The organism is Actinacidiphila guanduensis (assembly GCF_900103985.1).
Lineage (GTDB): Bacteria > Actinomycetota > Actinomycetes > Streptomycetales > Streptomycetaceae > Actinacidiphila > Actinacidiphila guanduensis.
Window position 1 is genome coordinate 231,433 of sequence record NZ_FNIE01000011.1, and the last position, 21,617, is coordinate 253,049.

At 74.1% G+C, this 21,617-nt stretch carries 15 protein-coding genes; 10 read left to right on the forward strand and 5 right to left on the reverse strand.

Annotation, left to right across the window (positions count from 1 at the left end; genetic code table 11):
* The first annotated feature begins 74 nt into the window (after positions 1 to 74).
* From BLR33_RS24360 to BLR33_RS36770, 5 genes are all read left to right on the forward strand, one after another.
* Positions 75 to 737: an HAD family hydrolase gene (locus BLR33_RS24360; RefSeq protein WP_093786815.1), complete on the forward strand. Its 663-nt coding sequence runs from the start codon at positions 75 to 77 to the stop codon at positions 735 to 737.
* 691 nt (positions 738 to 1,428) lie between these two features.
* Complete coding sequence (locus BLR33_RS24370) at positions 1,429 to 5,442, forward strand: Ig-like domain-containing protein (protein WP_093786716.1); 4,014 nt, start codon at positions 1,429 to 1,431, stop codon at positions 5,440 to 5,442.
* A 167-nt stretch (positions 5,443 to 5,609) separates the two neighbouring features.
* On the forward strand, positions 5,610 to 6,608 hold the full coding sequence (locus BLR33_RS24375; protein WP_176930430.1) for an alpha/beta hydrolase: 999 nt from the start codon (positions 5,610 to 5,612) through the stop codon (positions 6,606 to 6,608).
* A 32-nt stretch (positions 6,609 to 6,640) separates the two neighbouring features.
* Entirely contained in the window at positions 6,641 to 7,627 is a 987-nt protein-coding gene (locus BLR33_RS24380) for an RNA polymerase subunit sigma-70 (RefSeq protein ID WP_093786718.1), read from the forward strand.
* 157 nt (positions 7,628 to 7,784) lie between these two features.
* Positions 7,785 to 10,118, forward strand: coding sequence for an FUSC family protein (locus BLR33_RS36770; protein WP_218136692.1), 2,334 nt, complete (start codon positions 7,785 to 7,787; stop codon positions 10,116 to 10,118).
* 236 nt (positions 10,119 to 10,354) lie between these two features.
* On the opposite strand, the gene yczE is transcribed toward BLR33_RS36770, so the two are convergent.
* On the reverse strand, positions 10,355 to 11,248 hold the full coding sequence (gene yczE / locus BLR33_RS35655) for a membrane protein YczE (protein WP_218136693.1): 894 nt from the start codon (positions 11,246 to 11,248) through the stop codon (positions 10,355 to 10,357).
* Between the two features lie 60 nt (positions 11,249 to 11,308).
* Between yczE and yczR the strand changes: the two genes are divergently transcribed.
* The 3 genes from yczR (at position 11,309) to BLR33_RS24405 (ending at position 13,422) form a co-directional block, all read left to right on the forward strand.
* Entirely contained in the window at positions 11,309 to 12,817 is a 1,509-nt protein-coding gene (gene yczR, locus BLR33_RS24395) for a MocR-like transcription factor YczR (protein ID WP_322987190.1), read from the forward strand.
* A 71-nt stretch (positions 12,818 to 12,888) separates the two neighbouring features.
* The gene (locus tag BLR33_RS24400; protein WP_093786720.1) at positions 12,889 to 13,152 is read left to right on the forward strand and encodes a hypothetical protein; all 264 of its coding nucleotides are present in this window, start codon (positions 12,889 to 12,891) and stop codon (positions 13,150 to 13,152) included.
* Positions 13,153 to 13,254: 102 nt separating this feature from the next.
* Positions 13,255 to 13,422 (forward strand): hydrophobic protein, encoded by a 168-nt coding sequence (locus BLR33_RS24405; RefSeq protein ID WP_093786721.1) that lies wholly within the window; start codon positions 13,255 to 13,257, stop codon positions 13,420 to 13,422.
* Positions 13,423 to 13,804: 382 nt separating this feature from the next.
* Here the strand turns inward: BLR33_RS24405 and BLR33_RS24410 are convergent, their stop codons facing one another.
* Positions 13,805 to 15,799: an APC family permease gene (locus BLR33_RS24410; RefSeq protein WP_093786722.1), complete on the reverse strand. Its 1,995-nt coding sequence runs from the start codon at positions 15,797 to 15,799 to the stop codon at positions 13,805 to 13,807.
* 364 nt (positions 15,800 to 16,163) lie between these two features.
* Here BLR33_RS24410 and BLR33_RS24415 point away from each other — a divergent pair, with 364 nt between their 5' ends.
* A complete protein-coding gene (locus tag BLR33_RS24415) occupies positions 16,164 to 18,824 on the forward strand; it encodes a sensor histidine kinase (protein WP_245771630.1) in 2,661 nt (886 codons plus the stop codon).
* A complete protein-coding gene (locus tag BLR33_RS24420) occupies positions 18,821 to 19,504 on the forward strand; it encodes a response regulator (protein WP_093786724.1) in 684 nt (227 codons plus the stop codon). Before BLR33_RS24415 ends, BLR33_RS24420 begins: the two co-directional genes overlap by 4 nt.
* A 42-nt stretch (positions 19,505 to 19,546) precedes the next feature.
* On the opposite strand, the gene BLR33_RS24425 is transcribed toward BLR33_RS24420, so the two are convergent.
* From BLR33_RS24425 to BLR33_RS35660, 3 genes are read right to left on the reverse strand one after another with little or no spacing between them, the layout of a single operon-like run.
* Positions 19,547 to 20,251 carry an ABC transporter permease gene (locus tag BLR33_RS24425; protein WP_093786725.1) on the reverse strand — a complete coding sequence of 235 codons (705 nt, stop codon included), beginning with the start codon at positions 20,249 to 20,251 and terminating at the stop codon, positions 19,547 to 19,549.
* Entirely contained in the window at positions 20,251 to 21,147 is an 897-nt protein-coding gene (locus tag BLR33_RS24430) for an ATP-binding cassette domain-containing protein (protein WP_093786726.1), read from the reverse strand. Before BLR33_RS24430 ends, BLR33_RS24425 begins: the two co-directional genes overlap by 1 nt.
* Complete coding sequence (locus BLR33_RS35660; protein WP_218136694.1) at positions 21,144 to 21,536, reverse strand: GntR family transcriptional regulator; 393 nt, start codon at positions 21,534 to 21,536, stop codon at positions 21,144 to 21,146. Before BLR33_RS35660 ends, BLR33_RS24430 begins: the two co-directional genes overlap by 4 nt.
* Positions 21,537 to 21,617 lie beyond the last annotated feature (81 nt).

Here is a 21,617-nt window from a genome sequence, read left to right on the forward strand (position 1 = left end):
TGGTCTGCTAAGGGTGTATCGGAAGTGCAAGGGGACACCCTCGACCTCGTGTGTACCAGTGGCATTCTTGGCCGGTGTTCTCATCCGATCATGCGGGCGCCGTGTTCTTCGATGTCGATGGCACCCTCGTCCCAGGTACGAGTTCGTCGGTCTTTCTGGCTGGCTTCCTTGGCCATCGGGAGGAGTTGACCAAGGCCGAGGGCGCCTACGCCTCGGGTGTCCTGGACAATCGCCAGGTCTCCGAGCTGGATGCCGCGGGCTGGGCGGGGGTTTCCGAAGATCAGCTCTCTGGCTGGCTCGACGGGCTTCCCGTGATCTCGGGCATCCCGGAGACTGTGGCCTGGTGTTGGCAAAACGGGTTGGTGCCGATACTGGCAACCCTCGCCTGGTCGCCAGTGGGCAGCTACCTGACTGACCGCTTTGGCTTCCACGCGTTCAGCGGACCTCGACTGGAGATCGCCGACGGCCGATTCACAGGCCGGGTCGCCCGTCACTTCGACGAGTACAGGAAACGAGATTTCGCCCTCGCTCAGGCGCGAGAGCTGGGGCTGACTCCCCGCTCGTGCGCGGCAGTCGGAGACAGCCGCTCCGACCTGCCACTGTTCGCATCCGTCGGGTTGAGTGTGGCGTTCAACGCATCGGCAGGAGCGCGCGTGGCGGCGACCGTCGCGGTGGACGACGACGACCTGCGGGGTGTGCTTCCCGTGCTGAGCCGCCTGGTTACAGCCACTCATTGATAGCCGCGACAAGGACGGTGGTCTCGTCGCGAACTGCGAGCATGTCGTACCTCGAGGCTACGGCCCGGTACCTTTTGAGGCAGTAGGTACCGCACTCGACCGCGTACCGCTCACCATGGTCGACCAGGTCGAACTCCGTTCTGCTTTGACACCAGAACGGTACCCGTACGGGCAGGGGTTACCGTGCGGCCGCTCGGCGTGGGAGCGGCACCACGCGGCTGGGCAACACGCCGCACCGCCCTCTGCCGGGGATGTGCACCAGCTCGTTCGCGCCGCCCTCACCGCGCTGGTGGCCCAGTCCGGTATCCGCCGACCGGGCTGACAGAGTCCGCACCCCGCGCCTGATCCCAACGCACCGTTCCCCCGCCGGCCGCACCGCCCCGCGCCCTGAGTGCGGGCCCCGCGGCCGGCTCCGTAGCGAACCCGGTCACCGAAGGGGCGGGGCCCGTACGAACAGGGGGCCCTGACAACTCTGCTGCGGACCTTTCCGGTTGGCTTCTGCACGGCTCTTTACGCCAGGACCACACATGCATTACAACGACAGTCGTCCGATGTTACGTGACGCCTCCCCACGATTGGTCCACGACGTCGCCGACATGTGCCCGCAGGGGTGCGTATACATCGGAGCACTGCGCTACGGGTCGCGTGGAGGAGAACGCGGCCGGGCGACGCATCCGCCCTGGAGGGCATCGTGCACATCAACCCCCGCTCCCGGCGGGCACACCGGCGGGCATCCGGGCCGGCATCCCGGCGCAGCCCGCTGCGCCGGGCACTCGCGCTCTGGTCCGCGCTGCTGGCCGCGCTCGCCGGCTTCGTCATGGTCGGCTCCGGCCCCGCCGGAGCCGACAGCCCACCCCAGCAGACCACCGCCTGGCAGAACGGCCAGTTCCACCTAGACCCGCACAGCGTCGTCAGCCGCTCCGACCTCGTCCTCGGCGCCCCCAACACCGACCCCACCGCCTCCATGCCGCTGGGCAACGGCTCGCTCGGCGTCGCCGCCTGGGCCCAGAACGGCTTCACCGCCCAGCTCAACCGCTCCGACACGATGCCCGACCGCAAGTCCCCCGGCCAACTCACCATCCCCGGCCTGTCGGTGATCTCGCACGCCGCCGACTTCTCCGGCCGCCTCGACCTGACCGACGGTGTGCTGCACGAGTCCGGCGGCGGCATGTCGCTCACCGCCTGGGTCGCCACCGGCAAGGACGAACTCGTGGTGGACGTCTCCGGCGCCGACCCCGACCGCACCCAGACCGCCACCGTCAGCCTGTGGTCCCCCCGCAAGCCCACCGCCGCCGTCAGCGGCACCACCGGCACCCTCGCCGAGACCTGGTCCGACCAGGCCCCGCCCATCGGCACCGGCAAGACCTTCGGCTCGCTGGCCGCCCTCACCGCCGGCGGACGCGACGTCACCGCGAGCGTCGCGAGCCCGACCCAGGTCGAGGTCGCCTTCAAGCCCAAGCGCGACGGCACCTTCCGCGTCGTCGTCGGCTCCCCCGCCTGGACCGGCGGCGACGCCCGCCACACCCCGGCCACCACCGCCGCCGCCCTGATCGGCCGCGACGCCACCGCGAGCGAGCAGGCCCTGCTGACCGCCCAGAACCACTGGTGGAGCGACTTCTGGACGCACTCAGGGCTGGTCACCATGGACTCCGCCGACGGCAGCGCCGCCTACATCGAGAACCTGCGCACGCTCTACCTCTACGAGGAGGCGGCGTCGATGAAGAAGGGCATCTACCCCGGCAGCCAGGCCGGCGAGGCCGACATGTTCGCCTGGGCGAAGGACCAGCAGACCTGGACCCCCTCGGCGTACTGGCTGTGGAACCTGCGCACCCAGATCTCCGCGAACATGAGCAGCGGCAACTACGCCCTGAACACCCCGATCTTCGACATGTACGCCGCCGACCTGCCCGCGATCGAGGCGTGGACGAAGCAGCAGATGGGCGGCCTGCCCGGCGCCTGCCTGCCGGAGACGATGCGCTTCAACGGCAACGGCATATCCCCGGGCGTCGGCGAGAACGGCTCGTGCAGCGAACCCGGCAGCCCCAACTGGAACGCCCTGGACATCTCCAGCGGCCCCGAGGTCGCGCTCTACATGTGGGAGCAGTACCAGGCCACCGGCGACAAGGCGGCACTGAAGCGCTACTGGCCGTTCATGAAGTCGGTCGTGGAGTTCCAGCTCGCGTACCAGACCGTCGGCAAGGACGGCCTGCTGCACGCCAACGCCAACGCGCACGAGACGCAGTGGGCCGTGCAGGACCCGACCACCGACATCGCCCTGGACCAGGCGGTGTTCCCGATCATCGGGCAGGCCGCCGAGGTGCTCGGCACCGCCCGCGGCGCCGACGCGGGCCTCGTCGCGCGCGTCGCCCAGGCGCGGAAGCAGATCCCGCCGTACCCGCGGACCGACCAGGCCACCCGCACCCAACTGCTCAACCCCGACTACACCGCGGCCGAGACGCAGGCCGCCGACGCGACCGGCACCGACATGATCGCGATCTCGTACGAGCCGGCGGCCCAGCGCCGCAACGGCGAGAACATCGAACTCGAGCCGCTGTGGCCGTGGAACACCGTCAGCGACCAGGACGCCAACCTCTTCTCGCTGGAGCAGCGCTCCTACGCCCACCGACCCAACAAGGGCGGCAACGACTGGTCGATGGACGCCATCGACGCGGCCCGGCTGCAGAACCCCGCCGAGGTCCGCAGCAACCTGATCTCGCTGACCGAAGGCCACCAGGTCTACCCCAACGGCTTCGCCGACCTGGGCAACAGCGTCGGCTTCCAGCCCTACATCGAGCAGGAGTCCGGCGCGGCCACCGCGGTGGACGAGGCGCTGGCGCAGGACTACGACGGCATCGTCCGCTTCGCCCCGGCCTGGCCGAGCGACTGGAACGGCAGCGGCAGCGTCTACCTCCAGGCCGGCGACAAGGCGGATGTCCAGGTGCAGGGCGGGCAGTTGACGACCGCCGCCATCGAGGCGGGCACCTCGGGCCGGCTGACGGTGCAGAACCCGTGGCCGGGCAAGCAGGTCGAGGTCGTCGACGGCCGCACCGGCCACAAGGTGACCGGGCCGAGCAGCGCCGCGCTGCTCACCGTGCAGGCCCGCAAGGGCAGTTCGTACCTGCTGCGGCAGGCCGGCGCCAAGGCCCTGCCGTACGCGCCGGTGACCGGCCGGGCCGCAACTGCCGCCAAGCACCTGGGCGGTGTCCAGCTCGGCCTGGACAAGGCGGCGCAGTCGGGCACCGCGACGGTGGGCACCGTCCTCGGCACGGCGAACGACGACCACGGCCTCTCCCAGGTCGGCGCCGCCGGCACCGCGGCCGACGTCTCCGGCCTGACCGCGCGCACCACCGCGGCCACCGGCGGCGATCTGTCCTTCGACATCGCCGACGACGTCGCGGCGACCAGCAGTTACGACGCCGCCGTGGACGTCTCGTACTTCGACGCGGGCACCGGCACGGTCGCCGTGCAGTACGACGCGGGGACCAAGGACGCCTACCACCAGGCGGGCACCATCACCCTGCGGGACTCCCGCACCTGGAAGACCGCCCATCTCGCCCTGTCCGGCGCCTACTTCGGCGGCCTGGAGGCCGGCGGCGCCGACCTGCGGCTGCACGCGGGCACGCAACTCAGCGTCCACAGCGTCGCGGTGACCGCCACCGGGCCCTGGGTGCACACCGCCAGGCTCTTCCCGCCGGCCCCGGCGATCACCAGCCCGCGCGGCGGGGCGACCGTCAAGCTCGCCTCCCCCGTCACGGGCACCTCGGTGCCGGACGCCGCCGTCACCGTCCACGAGGGCCAGAACGCGCTGTGCACGGCGACCGCCGACGACAGCGGCGCCTGGTCCTGCGCCCCGGCCGGCGGCCTGCCCGCGGGCCGGCAGACCATCACCGCCACCGCGACCGACCCCAGCGGCGTCACCGGTGACGCGTCGGCGGCCGTCAGCTTCGACGCCTCCGACCTGCCGCCGGGCACCGCCGTCGTGGGCGCGGTGGTCGGCGCCACCAACCACGCCTACGGCCTCAGCGAGGACGAGAAGCCCTCCGGCGGCTTCGACGGCCCGACCACCGCCTCGGTGATCGACGGCCTGTCGGCCCGCACCAGCACCCAGAGCAACATCTACTTCGACATCGACGACACCGTCGCCCACGCCGGCGACTACGCGGCGACGTTCACCATCTCGTACTACGACCAGGGCACCGGTTCCTTCGCCGTGCACTACGACGACGGCACCTCGGACCCGTACAAGTCCACCGCGAGCATCCCGCTGACCGGCTCCAACACCTGGAAGACGGCCACGGTGACCGCCGCCGACGCCTACTTCGGCGGGCAGGAGCACTCCGGCGCCGACTTCCGGCTGCGCAACGGCGGCGGCCAGGTGACCGTGCACAGCGTGTCGGTGAAGATCACCGGCGACGGGGTGCCCGACACCGCGGCCTTCGCCCCGCCGGTCACCATCGTTTCGCCCGCCGCGGGCGGCCAGGTGACCGCCACGCCGACGGTGGCCGGCACCGCCGAGCCCGACGCGTCGGTGACCGTGGCGGACGGCGGCAGCACCGTGTGCACGGCGACCGCCGGTGACGACGGGACGTGGAGCTGCACGGCCGGCGCCGCGCTGTCCGCGGGCGCGCACACCCTGACCGCGAGCGCGACCGACCCGACGGGCACGGCCGCCGAGAAGGCGCAGGTGAGCGTGACCGTCTCGTAGGCCTTCGGCTCGCTCGCGAGGAGCCCGTGAAAGGGGGCCGCACCCGTTGCCAGGGTGCGGCCCCCCCGCGCTTTCTGCCGCTACTCCCGTCGCCGCCGATTCCTTCGCGGGCCGCCACCGGTCAGTACGGGGGCAAGGACCGTACGAGACGAAGGTGGCCGAGAACGATGCCGAGCACGCAGTCAGCAGCCGTGGGCCGGATCTACCGCACATGGCTGGCCGGGCCGGGCGAGGACGAGCCGGTGCGCGACCAGGACCAGTGGGACGTCCTGACCGCGGAGCCGCGCGGAGTGGACTACCTGGAGGAGGACGCGGGCGGGGTGCCCGCGCTGTGGGCGGTGCCGAAGGGAATCGGGGAACCGGCGGAAACCGCGCGGGCGGCGGAACCCGCACCGGCCGCAGACGCGGTACGGCCCACCGAAGCCGCGCTCGCCGCGGAGGGCGCGCAGGACGCGGAGGCCGGACCGCACCGGGTCCTGCTCTGCCTGCACGGCGGCGGCTTCGTCTCCGGCTCCGTCTTCAGCCACCGCAAGATGTTCGCCCACCTGGCCAAGGCCGCCGGGGTGCGGGCCCTGTCGGTGGACTACACGCTGCTCCCGGCCGGCGGCGCCTACCCGCTCCCGGTCGAGCAGACCCTCGCCGCGTACGAGTGGCTGCTCGGGCGGGGCGTCCCTGCGCGGCACATCGCCTTCGCCGGGGACTCGGCGGGCGGCGCCCTGGCGCTGACCGCCCAACTGCACGCCCGCGAGCGCGGCCTGCCCCTGCCCGCCGCGACCGTGCTGATGTCGGCGTGGGTCGACATGGCGGGAGAGGGTGCCTCCATGGCGGCCAACGAGGAGTCCGACGCCCTGTTCAACCGCCCCTGGGTCGCTGGGATGGCCGCGGGCTACCTGGCCGGGACGGACCCGCGCGCCCCCCTGGCCAACGCGCTCTTCGCCGACCTGTCGGGCTTCGGCCCCCTCTACGCCCAGGTCGGCGACCAGGAGATGCTGCTGGACGACAGCCGCCGCCTGGTGGCCGTCGCCGAGAAGGCCGGCGTGCCGGCCCGGCTCGACGTGTTCGCCGGCATGCAGCACAGTTTCCAGATGATGGCGGGCCGCGCCCCGGAGGCCGACGAGGCGATCGCCCGCCTCGCCCACTGGCTCCGCCCCCACCTGGGCCTGTGACGGGCGGCCCGCCTCAGGAAGGAGTGACCGGGATGCCGGAGTCCGCCGAGTTCGGGGCCGTGGCCGAGCCGTTCCGGCGGGAGCTGCTGGCGCACTGCTACCGGATGGTCGGTTCCGTGGACGACGCGGAGGACCTGGTGCAGGAGACGTACCTGCGGGCGTGGCGGTCGTACGGGGGGTTCGAGGGCCGCGCGTCGCTGCGGACGTGGCTCTACCGCATCGCCACGAACGCGTGCCTGACCGCCCTGCGGCACGGCGCCCGGCGCCAGTTGCCCTCCGGGCTCGGCGCGCCCGGCGAGGACGGCGGTCTTGCGGCCGACGCGGCGGTATGGCTGCAGCCGGTGCCCGACGCGCTGGTCGGCGCCGGTTCGGCCGACCCGGAGGCGACCGCGGTCGCCCGCGAGAGCCTGCGGCTGGCGCTGGTGGCGGGGCTGCAGTACCTGCCCGCCCGGCAGCGCGCGGTGCTGCTGCTGCGGGACGTGCTCGCCTTCCCGGCGGCGGAGGCCGCCGAGATCCTGGGCACCACGACGACCGCCGTGAAGAGCGCGCTGCAACGGGCCCGGGCCCGCCTGGAGGAGGCCGCGCCGGCGCCCGAGTCGGTGGCCGAGCCGGACGACCCGCGGGTGCGGGACCTGCTCGATCGCTACGTCGAGGCGTTCGTCCGCTCCGACCCGGTGGCCCTGCGGCAGCTGCTCGCCGAGGACGTGGCGCTGGAGCTGCCGCCCTCGCCCCGCTGGTACGCCGGCAGCGACGCCGCCTCGCAGGCGGCCGCGGGTCTGGGCGCGCCCGGCGACTGGCGCATGGTCCCCACCGCGGCCAACGGCCTGCCCGCCGCGGCGGCCTACCTGCGGGCCCCGGACGGCACCCACCGCGCCTTCGGCGTCGCCGTCCTCACCCCGTCCCCGACGTCCCACCGCATCACCCGCATCACCGTCTTCGCCACCCCGTCCCTCATCGCGAGGTTCGGCCTGCCGGAGGTGTACGAGGAGCGGGCGGCGGCGGGCGGCGGCGGGCGTTGAGCGGTGTCCCGCCGGAAGCGGACGGGCACCGCAATGCCGCAACCCCCGCGGCGGTACTGCACCGGGCCCGGGGCAATGACATGCTGGGCTTCTGCCGGCGCGGGCCCTGCGGCGGTCGGCCGGGGCGGGCCGGCGGGTTGCCGAGGGAGCCGAGGGGGTGCCCGTGGAGGTCGTGCGCAAGGCGCTGCGCACCCTGCGTACGCGCGACGCCGGACTGGCGGCCCTGCGCCGGGCGGGCCGGGCGGCGATCGTGGCGCCGGGGCTGTTCGCCTTGGGCACCGAGGTGATCGGCAACCCGATGACGGCCCTGTTCTCCTCCTTCGGCTCGATCGCGCTGCTGCTCTTCGTCGACTTCGGCGGCCCCCGCAAGGACCGGCTGGCCGCGCAGAGCGCGCTCGTGGCGGCCGGGCTCGTCCTGGTCACCCTCGGCACGCTCGCCTCGCGCTCGGCGTGGTCGGCGGGCCCGGCCACGCTCGCGGTCGCCTTCCTCATCCTCTTCTCCGGCGTGGTCAGTTCGGTGCTCGCCACCGCCTCGACCGCGATGCTGGCCACCTTCGTGCTCTCGGTGTCGCTGAAGGGGCCCGTCTCCGGCATCCCGGACCGGCTGGCCGGCTACGCGATGGCGGGCGCCGCCTCGGTCGTCGCGGTCACCCTGCTGTGGCCCGCGCCCGCCCGCGACCCGCTGCGCGCGGCCGTCATCAGGGCCTGCGCGCTGCTGGCCCGGCGGCTGCGGGCCGAGGCGGACCGCGTGGACCGCGGCCACGTCCCCGCCGGCCGGGCCGCACCGTCCGAGGAGGCCGCCGAGGCCGCGACCGCCCTGCGCAGGACGTTCTTCGCCACCCCGTACCGCCCGACGGGCCTGAGCACCGAGGCACGTGCCATGGTGCGGCTGGTGGACGAGGTGGCGTGGCTGGAGGCGATCCTGGACCGTACTCCCGTCGACGGCCCGGCCTCGCCCTCGCACGCCGCGGTGCGCGGCGCCAAGGCGTCCGCCGCGGACCTGCTGGAGCGGGCGACGCGGCGGCTGGAGGCGTCGGACACCGACCCGGAGGGCTTCCGGCGGGACCTGGCGGAGCTGCGGCAGGCCCGTACGGCGATGGAGCAGGCCGCGATGGCGGTCGCCGCCCCTTCTGGCGCGGGCCCCGGTCCCTCGCCGGACGTCGCCGGTTTCGTCAGCTCGCTGGAGCCCGGCTTCCGCGCGCAGGAGGCGGCGGCCGCCGTGACGGCGATCGCGGGCAACATCGCGCTGGGTGTCGCCGCGCGCAACCGCCCCTGGTGGCGGCGGGCGCTGGGGCGCGGCAGTTCGGGCCTGGCCGGGCAGCTGTCGAGCGCGCAGGAGCGGGCGGGCGCGCACGTGGAGGCGCACTCGGTGTGGCTGCACAACAGCCTGCGCGGCGCCGTCGCGCTGGGCCTCGCGGTGCTGGTGGCGGCGCTGACCGGGGTGCAGCACTCGTTCTGGGTGGCCTTCGGCACGCTGGCGGTGCTGCGCTCCAGCGCGCTGCTCACCGGCCAGAACGCGCTGCGGGCGCTGCTGGGCACGGTGGTGGGCATCCTCATCGGCGGCGGCATCCTGTCGGCGGTCGGCTCGGACACCACCGCGCTGTGGCTGCTGCTGCCGCTCGCGCTGTTCTTCGCCGGGCTCGCGCCCGCGGCGATCTCGTTCGCCGCCGGGCAGGCGGGCTTCACCGCGGTGCTGCTGATCCTCTTCGACATCATCGCGCCCTCCGGCTGGTCGATCGGCCTGGTGCGCTTCGAGGACATGGCGATCGGCTGCGCGGTGAGCGTCGGCGTGGGGGCGCTGTTCTGGCCGCGCGGGGCGGGCGCCGCGCTCGGCCGGGCGATGTCCGACGCGGTCGGCGACAGCGCGCGCTACCTGCGGCGCAGCGTGGAGTACGGGATCGCCCGCTGCGACCCGGGCGTGCCCGGCGGCTCGCTGCCGGAGGCCGAGCGGCGTGCGGCGGCCGCGGCGGCACGGCGGCTGGACGACGCCTTCCGCGGCTTCCTTGCCGAGCGCGGCACCAAGCACCTGCCGCTGGCCGACGTCACGGTGCTGCTGACGGCGGTGGCCGTGCTGCGGCTGACCGCGGACGCGGTGCTCGACCTGTGGCGGCACGAGGACGGCACGGCGGGCGGCGACCGTACGCGGGTACGGCTGGAGGTGCTGCGGATGGCCGCCGACGTGTGCGACTGGTTCCGGCAGGCGTCCCGCGCGCTCGCCGGGCAGGGGCCGGTGCCGCCGCGGCCGGCCGGGGGCGCGGGTGCCGACGGCCGCCTGCTGGAGGCCGTACGGCGTGACCTGGCCGGGAGCGGCGGCGAGGGCACCGCCACGGCGGTCCGGGTGATCTGGACGGCCGACCACCTGGATGTGGCACGGCGGTTGCAGGAGCAGATGGTGGGCCCGGCCCGCGAGGTCGCCGCGCAGCTCACCTCGCGCGGCACGCTGGCCGACCGGGTGCTGCGGCGCGGGGTCCCGGCGAAGGCGGGGGCGTGACGACGGGGATGTGAGCCGGGGGGGGTGGCCGACGCGGGTGCCGTCGCGGGTGGTGGGGTGCCCTGCGTGCGATCCACGGGAGTCCGTAGGCCGTAGCGGTCGGCTCGCCGGCCCGGAAGCCGTAGCGGGTCGGCTCGTCGGCCCGGAGGCAACAGCTTGTGCGGCATGCCCGGATGAGTCGACATGGCGATCTGTCTTCTCAAGTCCCGCCTGGTGCTTGGCGGAAGGGCGCGGGCTCAGGCGCTGCTGGCGAGAGGCGCGTCGGCCGCCGGGGAGGGCGCGGATGCCGAGGAGGGTGCGGTTGCTGAGGAGAACTCGGCCGCCGAGGAGGGCGCGGGTGCCGAGGAGGGCTCGACTGCCGGGAGCCGTGCGGCTGTCGGCGGTGCCCCGTCACCCGCGGCCGCGGCCCGTTCCGCCTCGCTGCGGTAGACCACGTACGGCAGCAGCGCCTGGGCGAGGGGGCCGAAGGAGACCGCGGCGAGCACCGTGCCGACGCCGACGTCGCCGCCCAGCGCCCAACCCGCCGCGAGCACCGCGAGTTCGATGCCGGTGCGCACCCGGCGCAGGGAGCGGCCGGTGGTGGCCGAGGCGCCGGTCATCAAGCCGTCGCGCGGTCCCGGGCCGAGCCGCGCGCCGACGTAGACCGCGGTGGCGAGCCCGAGCATGAGGATGCCGGCGACCAGCAGGCCGGTCCTCGCGGCGGTGTTCAGGCCGGTGGGCAGGAAGTGGAGGCCGAGGTCGGAGGCCACGGCGAGGACGGTGATGTTGGCCACCGTGCCGACGGCCGGGCGCTGGCGCAGCGGTATCCACAGCAGCAGGACCAGGGCGCCGACCGCCGCGGTGGCCATGCCGAAGCTCAGCGGAGTGTGGCGCTCCAGGCCCTCGTTGAGGACGCTCCAGGGGATCACGCCGAGGCCGGCCCGCACGGTCAGGGACAGGCCGAAGCCGTACAGGACGAGTCCGGCGAGGAGTTGGGGCAGGCGGCGGCCCGGGTGCTCGCGCAGGCTGACGTAGCCGAGCGGGACGGAGCGGTGCGGGCGGGGCCGCGGTGTGCGCAGGGGCCGGGCGATGCGCTGCTCGTGGCGGCGCAGCAGTACCCGTTCGTAGTCGTCGGTGAGCTGACGCTCCATACCACGTGCCTCCAGGGGACGAGTCAAGGCCAATGCGGGTGATTCTGTAGAGTGATTGGCATGGAACACAGGGCCAATCCCGGGGAAATGGCCGGTCGGGTGCCGCCGCCGTTGCGCGGGCTGGAGCGCGACGACCGGACGCTGGGCGCCCGGCAGCTCGCCGCGATGCTGCCCGACCCCGCCGCCGCCCGCCCCGCCTACCGCCATCTGGCCCGCGCGGTTGGCGCGTTGGTGCTGGACGGGCGGATAGCGCTGCACATGCGGCTGCCGGCCGAGCGGGAGCTGGCCGCGGCGCTCGGCATCAGCCGGGCCACCGTGACGGCGGTCTACGACCTGCTGCGCGAGGAGGGTTTCGCCCGCAGCCGGCAGGGCTCGGGCACCTGGACGCAGCTGCCCGAGGGCCGCGGCACCAAGAGCGTCACCCGGCTGCTCCCGCATGAGGACACCGCGATCGACCTGGCCAGGGCCGCGCCCGGCCTGGACCGCGAGGTGCTGGCCGGCGCCCTCGCCGAAGTCGCGCCACTGGTGGCCGAGCACGCGCCCACGCCCGGCTACCACCCGTACGGCCTGCCGGAGTTGCGGGCCGCCGTCGCCGAGCGCTTCACCCGGCGCGGACTGGCCACCGTGCCCGAGCAGGTGCTGGTCACCGCGGGCGCTCAGCACGCGCTCAGCCTCGTCCTCGGGCTGCTGTGCCGGCAGGGCGACCGGGTCGCCGTGGAGAACCCGTCGTACCCCAACGCGCTGGACGCGATGCGGCGCGCGGGGCTGCGGATGGTGCCGATCCCCGTGACGGACGCCGGCTGGGACACCGCGATCGCCGAGTCCACCCTGCGGCAGGCGGTGCCGCGCCTGGCCTATCTGATCCCGGACTTCCAGAACCCGACCGGGCACCTCATGCCGCCGGCCGACCGGCTACGGCTGCTGCGGGCCGCCCGACGCGCGGGCACCTGGCTCGTGGTGGACGAGACGATGGCCGAACTCGCCCTGGACACGGCCCCCGCGCCCCCGATGGCCTCCCTGGCACCGCCCGGCGGAGCGGCCCAGGTGATCACGATCGGCTCGATGAGCAAGACGCACTGGGCGGGGCTGCGGATCGGCTGGCTGCGAGCGCCCGCACGGCTGGTCACCGAACTCGCGGGGCAGCGGGTCGCCACCGACATGGGCGGCTCGGTGCTCGACCAGCTCCTCGCGCTGTCCCTGCTCACCCGCGGCGATTCCCTGCTCGGGCAGCGCCTGGACCGGCTGCGGGCGCAGCGGGCGGCCCTCTCCTCGGCCCTGGCCGAGCACTTCCCGCAGTGGACCTGGCGGCAGCCAGCCGGCGGGCTCTCCCTGTGGGTGGACCTCGGCGAGCCGGTCTCCTCGGCGCTCGCCGAACGAGCCCTCGCCTTCGGCGTCCGCATCGAGGGGGGCGGCTACTTCGCCACGGAGCCGGGCCTGTTCGAGCAGCGCCTGCGCATTCCGTACAGCGCCCCGTCCCCCGCCCTCCAGGAGGCCGCCCGCCGCCTGGCCTCGGCCCTCCCCGCGACCCCCACCACCCCACCCACCCCCCGCCCCCACTGGGTCGCGTGACCCGAGCCGGCTCATGCCCCCCAGGATCCTCGGTGCCGTCACCGGCCGGCTCCAGTACGCAGGAGACCCCCGTGACCGTTGAACCCGCCGTGCTGCGTCGCGCGCTCGCCGAGGAGGTCGCCGCCGCGCATCCGGCCCTCGATCCGGCATGGTCCGACGCCATCGCCGCCGTGCGCGACCGCAAGGCCGCCGGCGGCTCAGCTCCGGTCTTCACGCCGGACGGGTCCCGCGCCTTCGTACGTCCTGCCGCAAGCGGCACGTTCCCCGAGGTGCAGCAAGCACGGCGAATCGGCACCGGGCAAGGCGCCCGACCCCGGCGGAATCGGGGGCCGTAGTGCTGCCTGGAGCACGGACAGTTACCGCTTCGCGGTGGGCTTCTACGCAGGTGTGGTGGGGGCGGGGCGGGGCAGACGGTGCCGTGAAGGAGGTTGACCGACATGGGACCGCTACTCGTTGTACTTCTTCTCGCGCTGCTGCTCTTCGGCATCGGCTTCGCGGTGAAGGTCCTCTGGTGGATCGCACTGGTGGTGCTGGTGGTGTGGCTGCTGGGATTCCTGGTTCGCCCGCGGTCCGGCGCCGGCCGCGGCCGCTGGTACCGATGGTGAGCCGCTGACGCGGCCGAGGTGGGAGGCAGGTGGGAGGCAGCGCAAGGCCGTCCGGCGGGAGTCGATCCCCCGGACGGCCTTCGTGCGTACCCGCCGGCTCACCGCACCGCCCCCACGCGCACCCGACGGCTTGCCGCGCCAACGCCGCCCCAACAGCTCGCCGAGCTGCCCCGCATCCGAACCACCACCTCACCGACCCCACGCGACAGCTCAGCGCGCCCACACGCACACGCAAGACGGCACCCTCGCGCGTAAGCGGCCAGCCCCCTGCGCAGCCTCCCCCGTAACGGAAGAGCCGCCCCGTAGCCGCCGGCTCAGCGCGCCGTCCGCACGCGCACCCGACAGCTCGCCGAGCCCAAAAGCCCCAGCGCACCCAAAAGCTTCAGCGCGCCCCCTCACCCGCATGCCTCGGCGGCAGCGCCCCGTGGGGCTCCGTCACGTCGAACGGGACGATCGTCGCCACCACGTCCGGGAGGCGGCCGACCGTGCGGGCGATGTGGTCCGCGGTGCGGCGGTGGAGGAGGCGGCCCAGGACGGGTGAGTAGTTGCGCTCCGGGATCAGCAGGGTGACCTGCGCGCGCTGCTCGGCCGTGCGGCGGCTGACCAGCTCCAGGATGGCGCGGCTGATCCGGCGGTCCGGGCACTCGACCATCTCCAGCGGCAGGTCGCCGACATCGGTGCGGGCCCACTGGTCGGCCAGCCGCTTGGCCTCGTGCGCGTCCACCACCATGTGCACCGCCCGGATCTCGGCCGGCCGCAGCGAACGCGCGTAGCGGATCGCCTTGAGCACGGCCAGGTCCACCCGGTCCACCAGGACGTACATCACCTGGCGGGCGGGGGTCGGCCGGGTCGCGTCCGCGTCGGCTGCGGCCAGCGTCGCGGCCTCCTCCCGGTACCGCTTGTTGACCTTGATCAGCGCCCACACGCCGATGGGGAAGACGACGACCACGATCCACGCCCCCTCGGTGAACTTGGTGACGGCGAAGATGAGGGCGACCAGCAGCGAGACGCCGCAGGCCAGGCCGTTGAGCGCCGCCTTCGCCCGCCAGGAGCCGTCCCGGCGGGTGAGGTGGTGCCGGACCAGGCCGGCCCCGGCCATGGTGAAGCCGGAGAAGACGCCGATCGCGTAGAGGCCGACCAGGGCGTTCAGGCTGCCGCGGGTGGCGATCAGCAGGGCCAGCGAGACGACGGTGAGCACCACGATGCCGTTGGAGAAGGCCAGCCGGTGCCCGCGCCGGGTCAGCTGCCGCGGCAGGAAGGAGTCCTCGGCGACGAAGCTCGCCAGGAACGGGAAGCCGTTGAAGGAGGTGTTGGCGCCCGTGTAGAGGATCAGCGCCGTGGCGAGCTGGACGAAGACCAGGCCCGCGGTGCCGAACGCGCTGCCGCCGAACGCCCAGCTCGCCTCCTGGGAGACCACGGTGGGGGTCTGCGCGGTGAACGGCGTGGCGTGGGTGATGTGCGCCAGCAGCGAGACGCCGAGCACGCCGGTGCCCAGGATGCAGGACATCGCGACCATGGTGCGGCGGGCGTTGGGCCCTTGCGGGGGCCGGAACGCGCTCACCCCGTTGGAGATCGCCTCCAGGCCGGTGAGCGAGGAGCCCCCGTTGGCGAAGGCGCGCAGCAGGATCAGCAGGGAGGCGCCGTAGAAGAAGCCGTGGGTGTCGGAGCCGAGCGGGAGCATGCCGGGGGTGTGCACGTCGATCCGGGAGTGGTCGCCGAGCAGGAAGCGGGTGAAGCCGGTGACCAGCAGCAGGCCCATGGCGGCGATGAAAAGGTATGCGGGCAGGGCGAAGGAGCGACCCGCCTCGCGGATGCCGCGCAGGTTGCCCCAGCACAGCAGGAGCACCACGCCGATGGTGATGAACAGCTTGTCGTGGTCCAGGGCGGTGAGCCGGGAGTCCCCCCACAGCAGGTGGATCAGCGAGACCAGCGCGTCGGTGCCGGCCGCCGCCTGTACGGCCACGGTCACGATGTAGTCGATGAGCAGGGCCACGGCGGCGACCTGGGCTATTCGCGGCCCGAAGTTCTCGCGCGCCACCACGTACGACCCGCCGGCCCTGGTGTAGGCCATGACCACGTCCCGGTAGGACAGCGTCAGCAGGAGCAGCACGCACAAGATCGCCGCGGTGAGCGGGATCAGCGCGGTGAAGGCGGCGACGCCGATCGCCGGGATGAGCACCACCAGCATCTGCTCGGAGCCGTACGCCATGGAGGAGATGCAGTCCGAGGCGAGGACGCCGAGCGCGATCGGGTTGGACAGCCGCTCCGCGCCGAGCTGCTCGGTCACCAGCGGCTTGCCGAGCAGGTGCTTCTTCACCCGGTAGCCGTAGCTCTCCGGCAGCTCGGCGGTTGCCGGGCCGTTGGTGGTCGACGACATGGACAGTCCGATCGGGAAAGGGTGGTGAACCACCACATCACTACTGCACAGAGTCGGGTCGAATCGGACATCCGGTCGATGCCGCGGGAAGTCTTAGCGCCCTCTTAACGCCTCTTGACGGCCTGCCGCCGCGGCGGGCCGTGGAGGTGTGCCGATCGCCTGCCGGGGACGTACTGCCATGCGGCCCGTGTCATCAAGATGCCGCCAAGATTGCCCTGACGCCCCTGGTCGCAAGGGGTCCGGCCGGGCGGCGCGGCCTATGCTCGGTGGTGCCGCGACACGGCGGCCGGTTCGCCGGGCGGCCCGGTCCGGCCCGGCCGTCCAGCCGGCAAGAGGCGGAGGAAGGGCGGAGGAAGCAGGTCCGGTGGCCGTACCCGAAGGTGCCGAGCAGCCCGGGGTGCCGCAGGGGTCCCGCGGCAGCCTGCGGGTCTACCTGGGCGCCGCCCCCGGCGTGGGCAAGACCTACGCCATGCTGTGCGAGGCCCACCGCCGGGCCGAGCGCGGCGCCGATGTGGTCGTGGCGCTGGCCGAGGACCACGGCCGCCCGCACACCCGCGCGCTGCTGGACGGCCTGGAGCAGGTGCCGCGCCGTACGGTCGAGCACCGCGGGGCCCGCTTCACCGAGCTGGACCTGGCCGCGGTGCTCGCCCGCCGCCCCCGGATCGCCCTGGTGGACGAACTCGCCCACACCAACGTGCCGGGCAGCCGCCACCCCAAGCGCTGGCAGGACGTCGAGGAGTTGCTGGCGGCGGGCATCGATGTCGTCTCCACCGTCAACATCCAGCACCTGGAGTCGCTGGGCGACGTGGTGGAGGCGATCACCGGGGTGCGGCAGCGCGAGACGGTGCCGGACGAGGTGGTGCGCCGCGCCGACCAGATCGAGCTGGTCGACATGGACCCGCAGGCGCTGCGCCGCCGCCTGGCGCACGGCAACGTCTACGCCCCCGACAAGGTGGACGCCGCCCTCTCGCACTACTTCCGTCCCGGCAACCTCACGGCGCTGCGCGAGCTGGCGCTGCTGTGGACGGCCGACCGGGTCGACGAGTACCTGCTGCGCTACCGGGCCGAGCACGGCATCGCCGCCGCCTGGCAGGCCCGCGAGCGGATCGTGGTGGGCCTGAGCGGCGGTCCCGAGGGCGCCACACTGATACGGCGGGCGGCCCGCATCGCCGCCAAGGGCTCGGGCAGCGAACTCCTGGCGGTGCACGTCGTGCGCTCCGACGGCCTGGCCGCCGCCTCGGGCAAGGACCTGGGCGCCCAGCGGCGCCTGGTGGAGGACCTGGGCGGCAGCTACCACTCGGTGCTCGGCAACGACGTGCCCGCCGCCATGCTCGACTTCGCCCGTGGGGTGGACGCCACCCAGATCGTCCTCGGCTCCAGCCGCCGCAAGGCGTGGCAGTACGCGCTCGGGCCCGGCGTCGGCGCCACGGTGGCCCGCGAGTCCGGCGACATCGACGTCCACATCGTCACCCACGAGCACGCCGCGGCGGGGCGGCCCCGGCTGCCGGGGCGGCTGCCGATCTCCCTGGGCACCAGCCGCGCGGTCGGCGGCTGGCTGCTGGGCCTGGCCGGGCCGCCGCTGCTCACCTTGGTGCTGCGGGCGGGTTCGGGCGACCCGGGCCTGATCACCCCGCTGCTGCTCTTCCTCGCCCTGACCGTGGGCGCGGCCCTGGTCGGCGGGGTCTTCCCGGCGATCGCCGCGGCGCTGGCGGGCTCGCTGCTGCTCAATTACTACTTCGCGCCGCCCACCCACACCTTCACCATCTCCGACCCGCAGAACCTGCTGGCGCTGGCGATCTTCGTCGCGGTGGGCATCGCGGTGGCCTCCGTGGTGGACCTCGCGGCCCGCCGCGCCCAGCAGGCGGCCCGCAGCCGGGCCGAGTCGGAGATCCTCAGCCACCTGGCGGGCAGCGTGCTGCGCGGGGAGGACGCGGGCCGCAGCATTCCCGCGCTATTGGAGCGGGTCCGCGAGACCTTCGCGATGGAGTCGGTGGCGCTGCTGGAGCTGGCCGAGCCCGGCGAGGGGCGCCGCTGGCGGACCGCGGCTGCGGTCGGCGCCCACCCGGCCGCGTCGCCCGAGGACGCGGACGTGGAGGTGCCGGCCGGGGACCGGCTGGTGCTGGCGCTCGGCGGCCGGGTGCTGCCCGCCGCGGACCGCCGGGTGCTGGTCGCCTTCGCCGCCCAGACCGCGGCCCTGCTGGAGCGCCGCCGGCTCGCCGAGCAGGCCGAGGAGGCCCGCCGGCTCGCCGAGGCCAACCGGATCCGCACCGCGCTTCTGGCCGCTGTCTCGCACGACCTGCGCACGCCGCTGGCCGGCATCAAGGCCGCGGTCACCTCGCTGCGCTCGGACGAGGTGGAGTGGAGCGCGGAGGACGAGGCGGAGTTGCTGGCCGGGATCGAGACCGGCGCCGACCGGCTCAACCACCTGATCGGCAACCTGCTCGACATGAGCCGGCTGCGCACCGGCTCGGTGAGCCCGCTGCTGCGCGACATCGCGCTGGACGAGGTGGTGCCCGCCGCGCTGGCCGAGGTGCCGGCCGCGTCCGTGCGGCTCGACCTGCCGGAGGGGCTGCCGCTGGTGCGGGCCGACACCGGGCTGCTGGAGCGGGCGGTGGCCAACGTGGTGGAGAACGCGGTCAAGTACAGCCCGCCCGGCGCGCCCGTGGTGGTCAGGGCCGATCCGCTGCCGCTGCCGGCCGGGCCCCGCGTGGAGGTGCGGGTCATCGACCGCGGCCCGGGGGTGCCGGCCGAGGCCAGGGACCGTGTCTTCGAGCCCTTCCAGCGCTACGGCGACGCGCCCACCGCGGGCACCGGCGTGGGTCTCGGCCTGGCCGTCGCCCGCGGCTTCACCGAGGCCATGGGCGGCACCCTGACCGCCGAGGACACCCCGGGCGGCGGCCTGAGCATGGTCTTCACCCTTCCCGCCGGCGGCGCCGGGCCGGACGGCGCCGCCGTCCCCGAGGCCGGGCCCGACCCGGCGGCGGCCAACGATCCCGACCGGCGAAAGGCAGTGCCCGAACGATGACGCGGGTCCTGGTGGTGGACGACGAACCCCAACTCGTACGTGCCCTGGTGATCAACCTCAGGGCGCGCCACTACGAGGTGGATGCCGCGCCCGACGGCGCGGGCGCGCTGCGGCTGGCGGCCGCGCACAACCCCGATGTGGTGCTGCTCGACCTGAGCCTGCCCGACATGGACGGCGCCCAGGTGATCCGCGGGCTGCGCGGCTGGACGCGGGTGCCGATCATCGTGCTGTCCGCGCGGCACGCCTCCAAGGAGAAGGTGCAGGCGCTGGACGCCGGCGCCGACGACTACGTGACCAAGCCGTTCGGCATGGACGAGCTGCTGGCCCGGCTACGGGCCGCGGTGCGGCGGGCCGAGCCGGGCGGCTCCGGCGGGGACCAGGCCGTGATCGCCACCGAAGCGTTCACCGTCGACCTCGCGGCCAAGAAGGTGCGCTCGGACGGCGCGGACGTGCGGCTCACCCCGACCGAGTGGCACCTGCTGGAGGTGCTGGTCCGCAACCCCGGCCGCCTGGTCACCCAGACGCAGCTGCTCCAGGAGGTGTGGGGCCCCTCCTACCGCTCGGAGACCAACTACCTGCGCGTCTACCTCGCCCAGCTGCGCCGCAAGCTGGAACGCGACCCCTCCCGCCCCCGCCACCTGATCACGGAACCGGGCATGGGCTACCGCTTCGAGCCGTGAGGAGCGCGGACGCGCCTTTCGGACGGTCAGGTCGCGGCCGGGTCATACGGTCAGGCGGCGGATCGTGGCGAAGGCACCGGCGAGCAGCACCGCGACGGCGGCCGCGAGGACGCCGGTGACCCCGGCGGCGGTCAGGGCGGTGAGGAAGCGGCCGATGTCCCGCCAGCCGTGCGCCCAGGTCGCCGCGACCGCGGCCACCGCGAGCACGCCGAGCTGGGCGGCGCCGAAGACCGCGGTGCCGAGGAAACCCGCCCGGCGGAACACCAGTCCGTACCACATCCCGTAGACGAACATCAGGACGAAGGCCGTGGCGGCGGTGAGCCACGACAGGTACCAGGGGCCGTCGAGCAGGTACGGGATGCGGAAGTAGGCCATGCGGATGCCCCAGCCGCCGGTGGCGCGCTCGACGGCCTGGCCGGCTGCCACGACGAGCCCGAAGCACACGGCCAGCGCGAGCGCCAGCGCGGTGACGCCGAGGAAGTACGTGCGGCGGCTGACGCCGAGGGCGAGTGCGAGCGGCAGGGCGCGGGCGACGGACTGCACGCCGGCGGCGAAGACGACGAGGAAGACCGCGGCCAGGCCGCCCACCCAGCGGTGGTTCGCGTGGCCGGCCGGGGTGAGTTCGAGGACGACCACGTCCAGGGCGAAGGCGAAGGCCGCCCAGCCCCAGGGCATCGCGAGGTAGGTGACGCGATCCTGGAGCAGGTAGCGCACGACGGTGCCGACGGGGGTGGGGCCGGTGCGCATCACGAGGCCCTCGCCGTCGTCAGGCCGGACTCGGGCCGCTCGGCCGCGAGGACGGCGAGCTGCTGGAGGGTGACCTCCTCCAGACGCAGCCGAAGGTGCTCGGCGAGTTCGCGGTCGCGCGGGTCGAGCCGGCCGAGCATCACCGTCCTGGTCTGCCCGCCCATCGTGCGCCACCCCAGCGTCTCGCGGCCGGCGACGAACCGCTCCACGCCGCCGGCCGGGCCGGTGACGGCCGTCGCGGCTCCCCGCAGGTCGTCGGTGCCGGTGTCGAGGACGAGCCGGCCGCGGTCCAGCACCAGCACCCGCTCCAGCAGGTCGGCGGCCTCGTCGACGAGGTGGGTGGAGAGCAGGATGCAGCGCGGATGAGCGGTGTAGTCGGCGAGCAGCTGGTCGTAGAAGAACGTGCGGGCCACCGCGTCCAGCCCGGCGTACGGCTCGTCGAACAGGGTGAGTTCGGCGCGGGCCGCCAGCCCCAGGACGATGCCGAGCGCGGTGCGCATGCCGCGCGAGAGCTTCTTGACCTGCCGGGCGGGCGGCAGTTCGTAGGCGTCCAGCAGGGTGCGGGCCAGTTCCGCGTCCCAGCGCGGGTAGAGCAGCGCGGCCGACGCGATCACCTGCCGCACCCGCAGGTCCGGGTACGTCTGGTCCTCGCGGATCAGGATCATCCGGCGCAGCACCGCGTCGTTCTCCAACGGCGCGGCCCCGAACACGTGCACCCGCCCGGCGCCGGGCAGTTCCTGCCCGGCCAGGATGCGCAGCAGCGTGGTCTTGCCCGCGCCGTTGCGCCCCACCAGACCCGCGATACAAGGGCTTTCCAGCTCGAAGCCGACCCCGGCCAGCGCCCGGTGGTCCCGGTACCGCCGCTCCAGCCCGGCCACGGAGACCACCGCGCTCATGCCCCGCCTCCTGCCGTGACCCGGGCCGAGGCCGCCTCGTCCCGCACCAGCCCGACCACTTCGTCGGCGCCCATCCCGAGCCGCGCCGCCTCGACCACCAGCGGCCGCACGAACCGCTCGGCGAACCGCCGCCGCCGCGCCGCCACGAGCCGCTCCCGCGCTCCCTCGACCACGAACATCCCGACCCCCCGCCGCTTCTCCACCAGCCCCTCGTCCGCCAGCAGGGTCAGGCTCCGCGCGGCAGTGGCGGGGTTCACCCGGTAGAACGCCGCCAGCTCATTGCTCGACGCCACCCGCTCCCCCTCGCCGACCGCCCCGTCGGCGATCCGATCGGCCAACTCCCCTGCGATCCGCACGAAGATGGGCCCCCCGTCCTCATAAAGCTGCACGCTTCCTCCTTCGCTTCTCTGGTTCCTTACCCTAGTGGGTAACCACTGAACCACCAAGCCGCTGAGGTAGTCCGCGCCAAG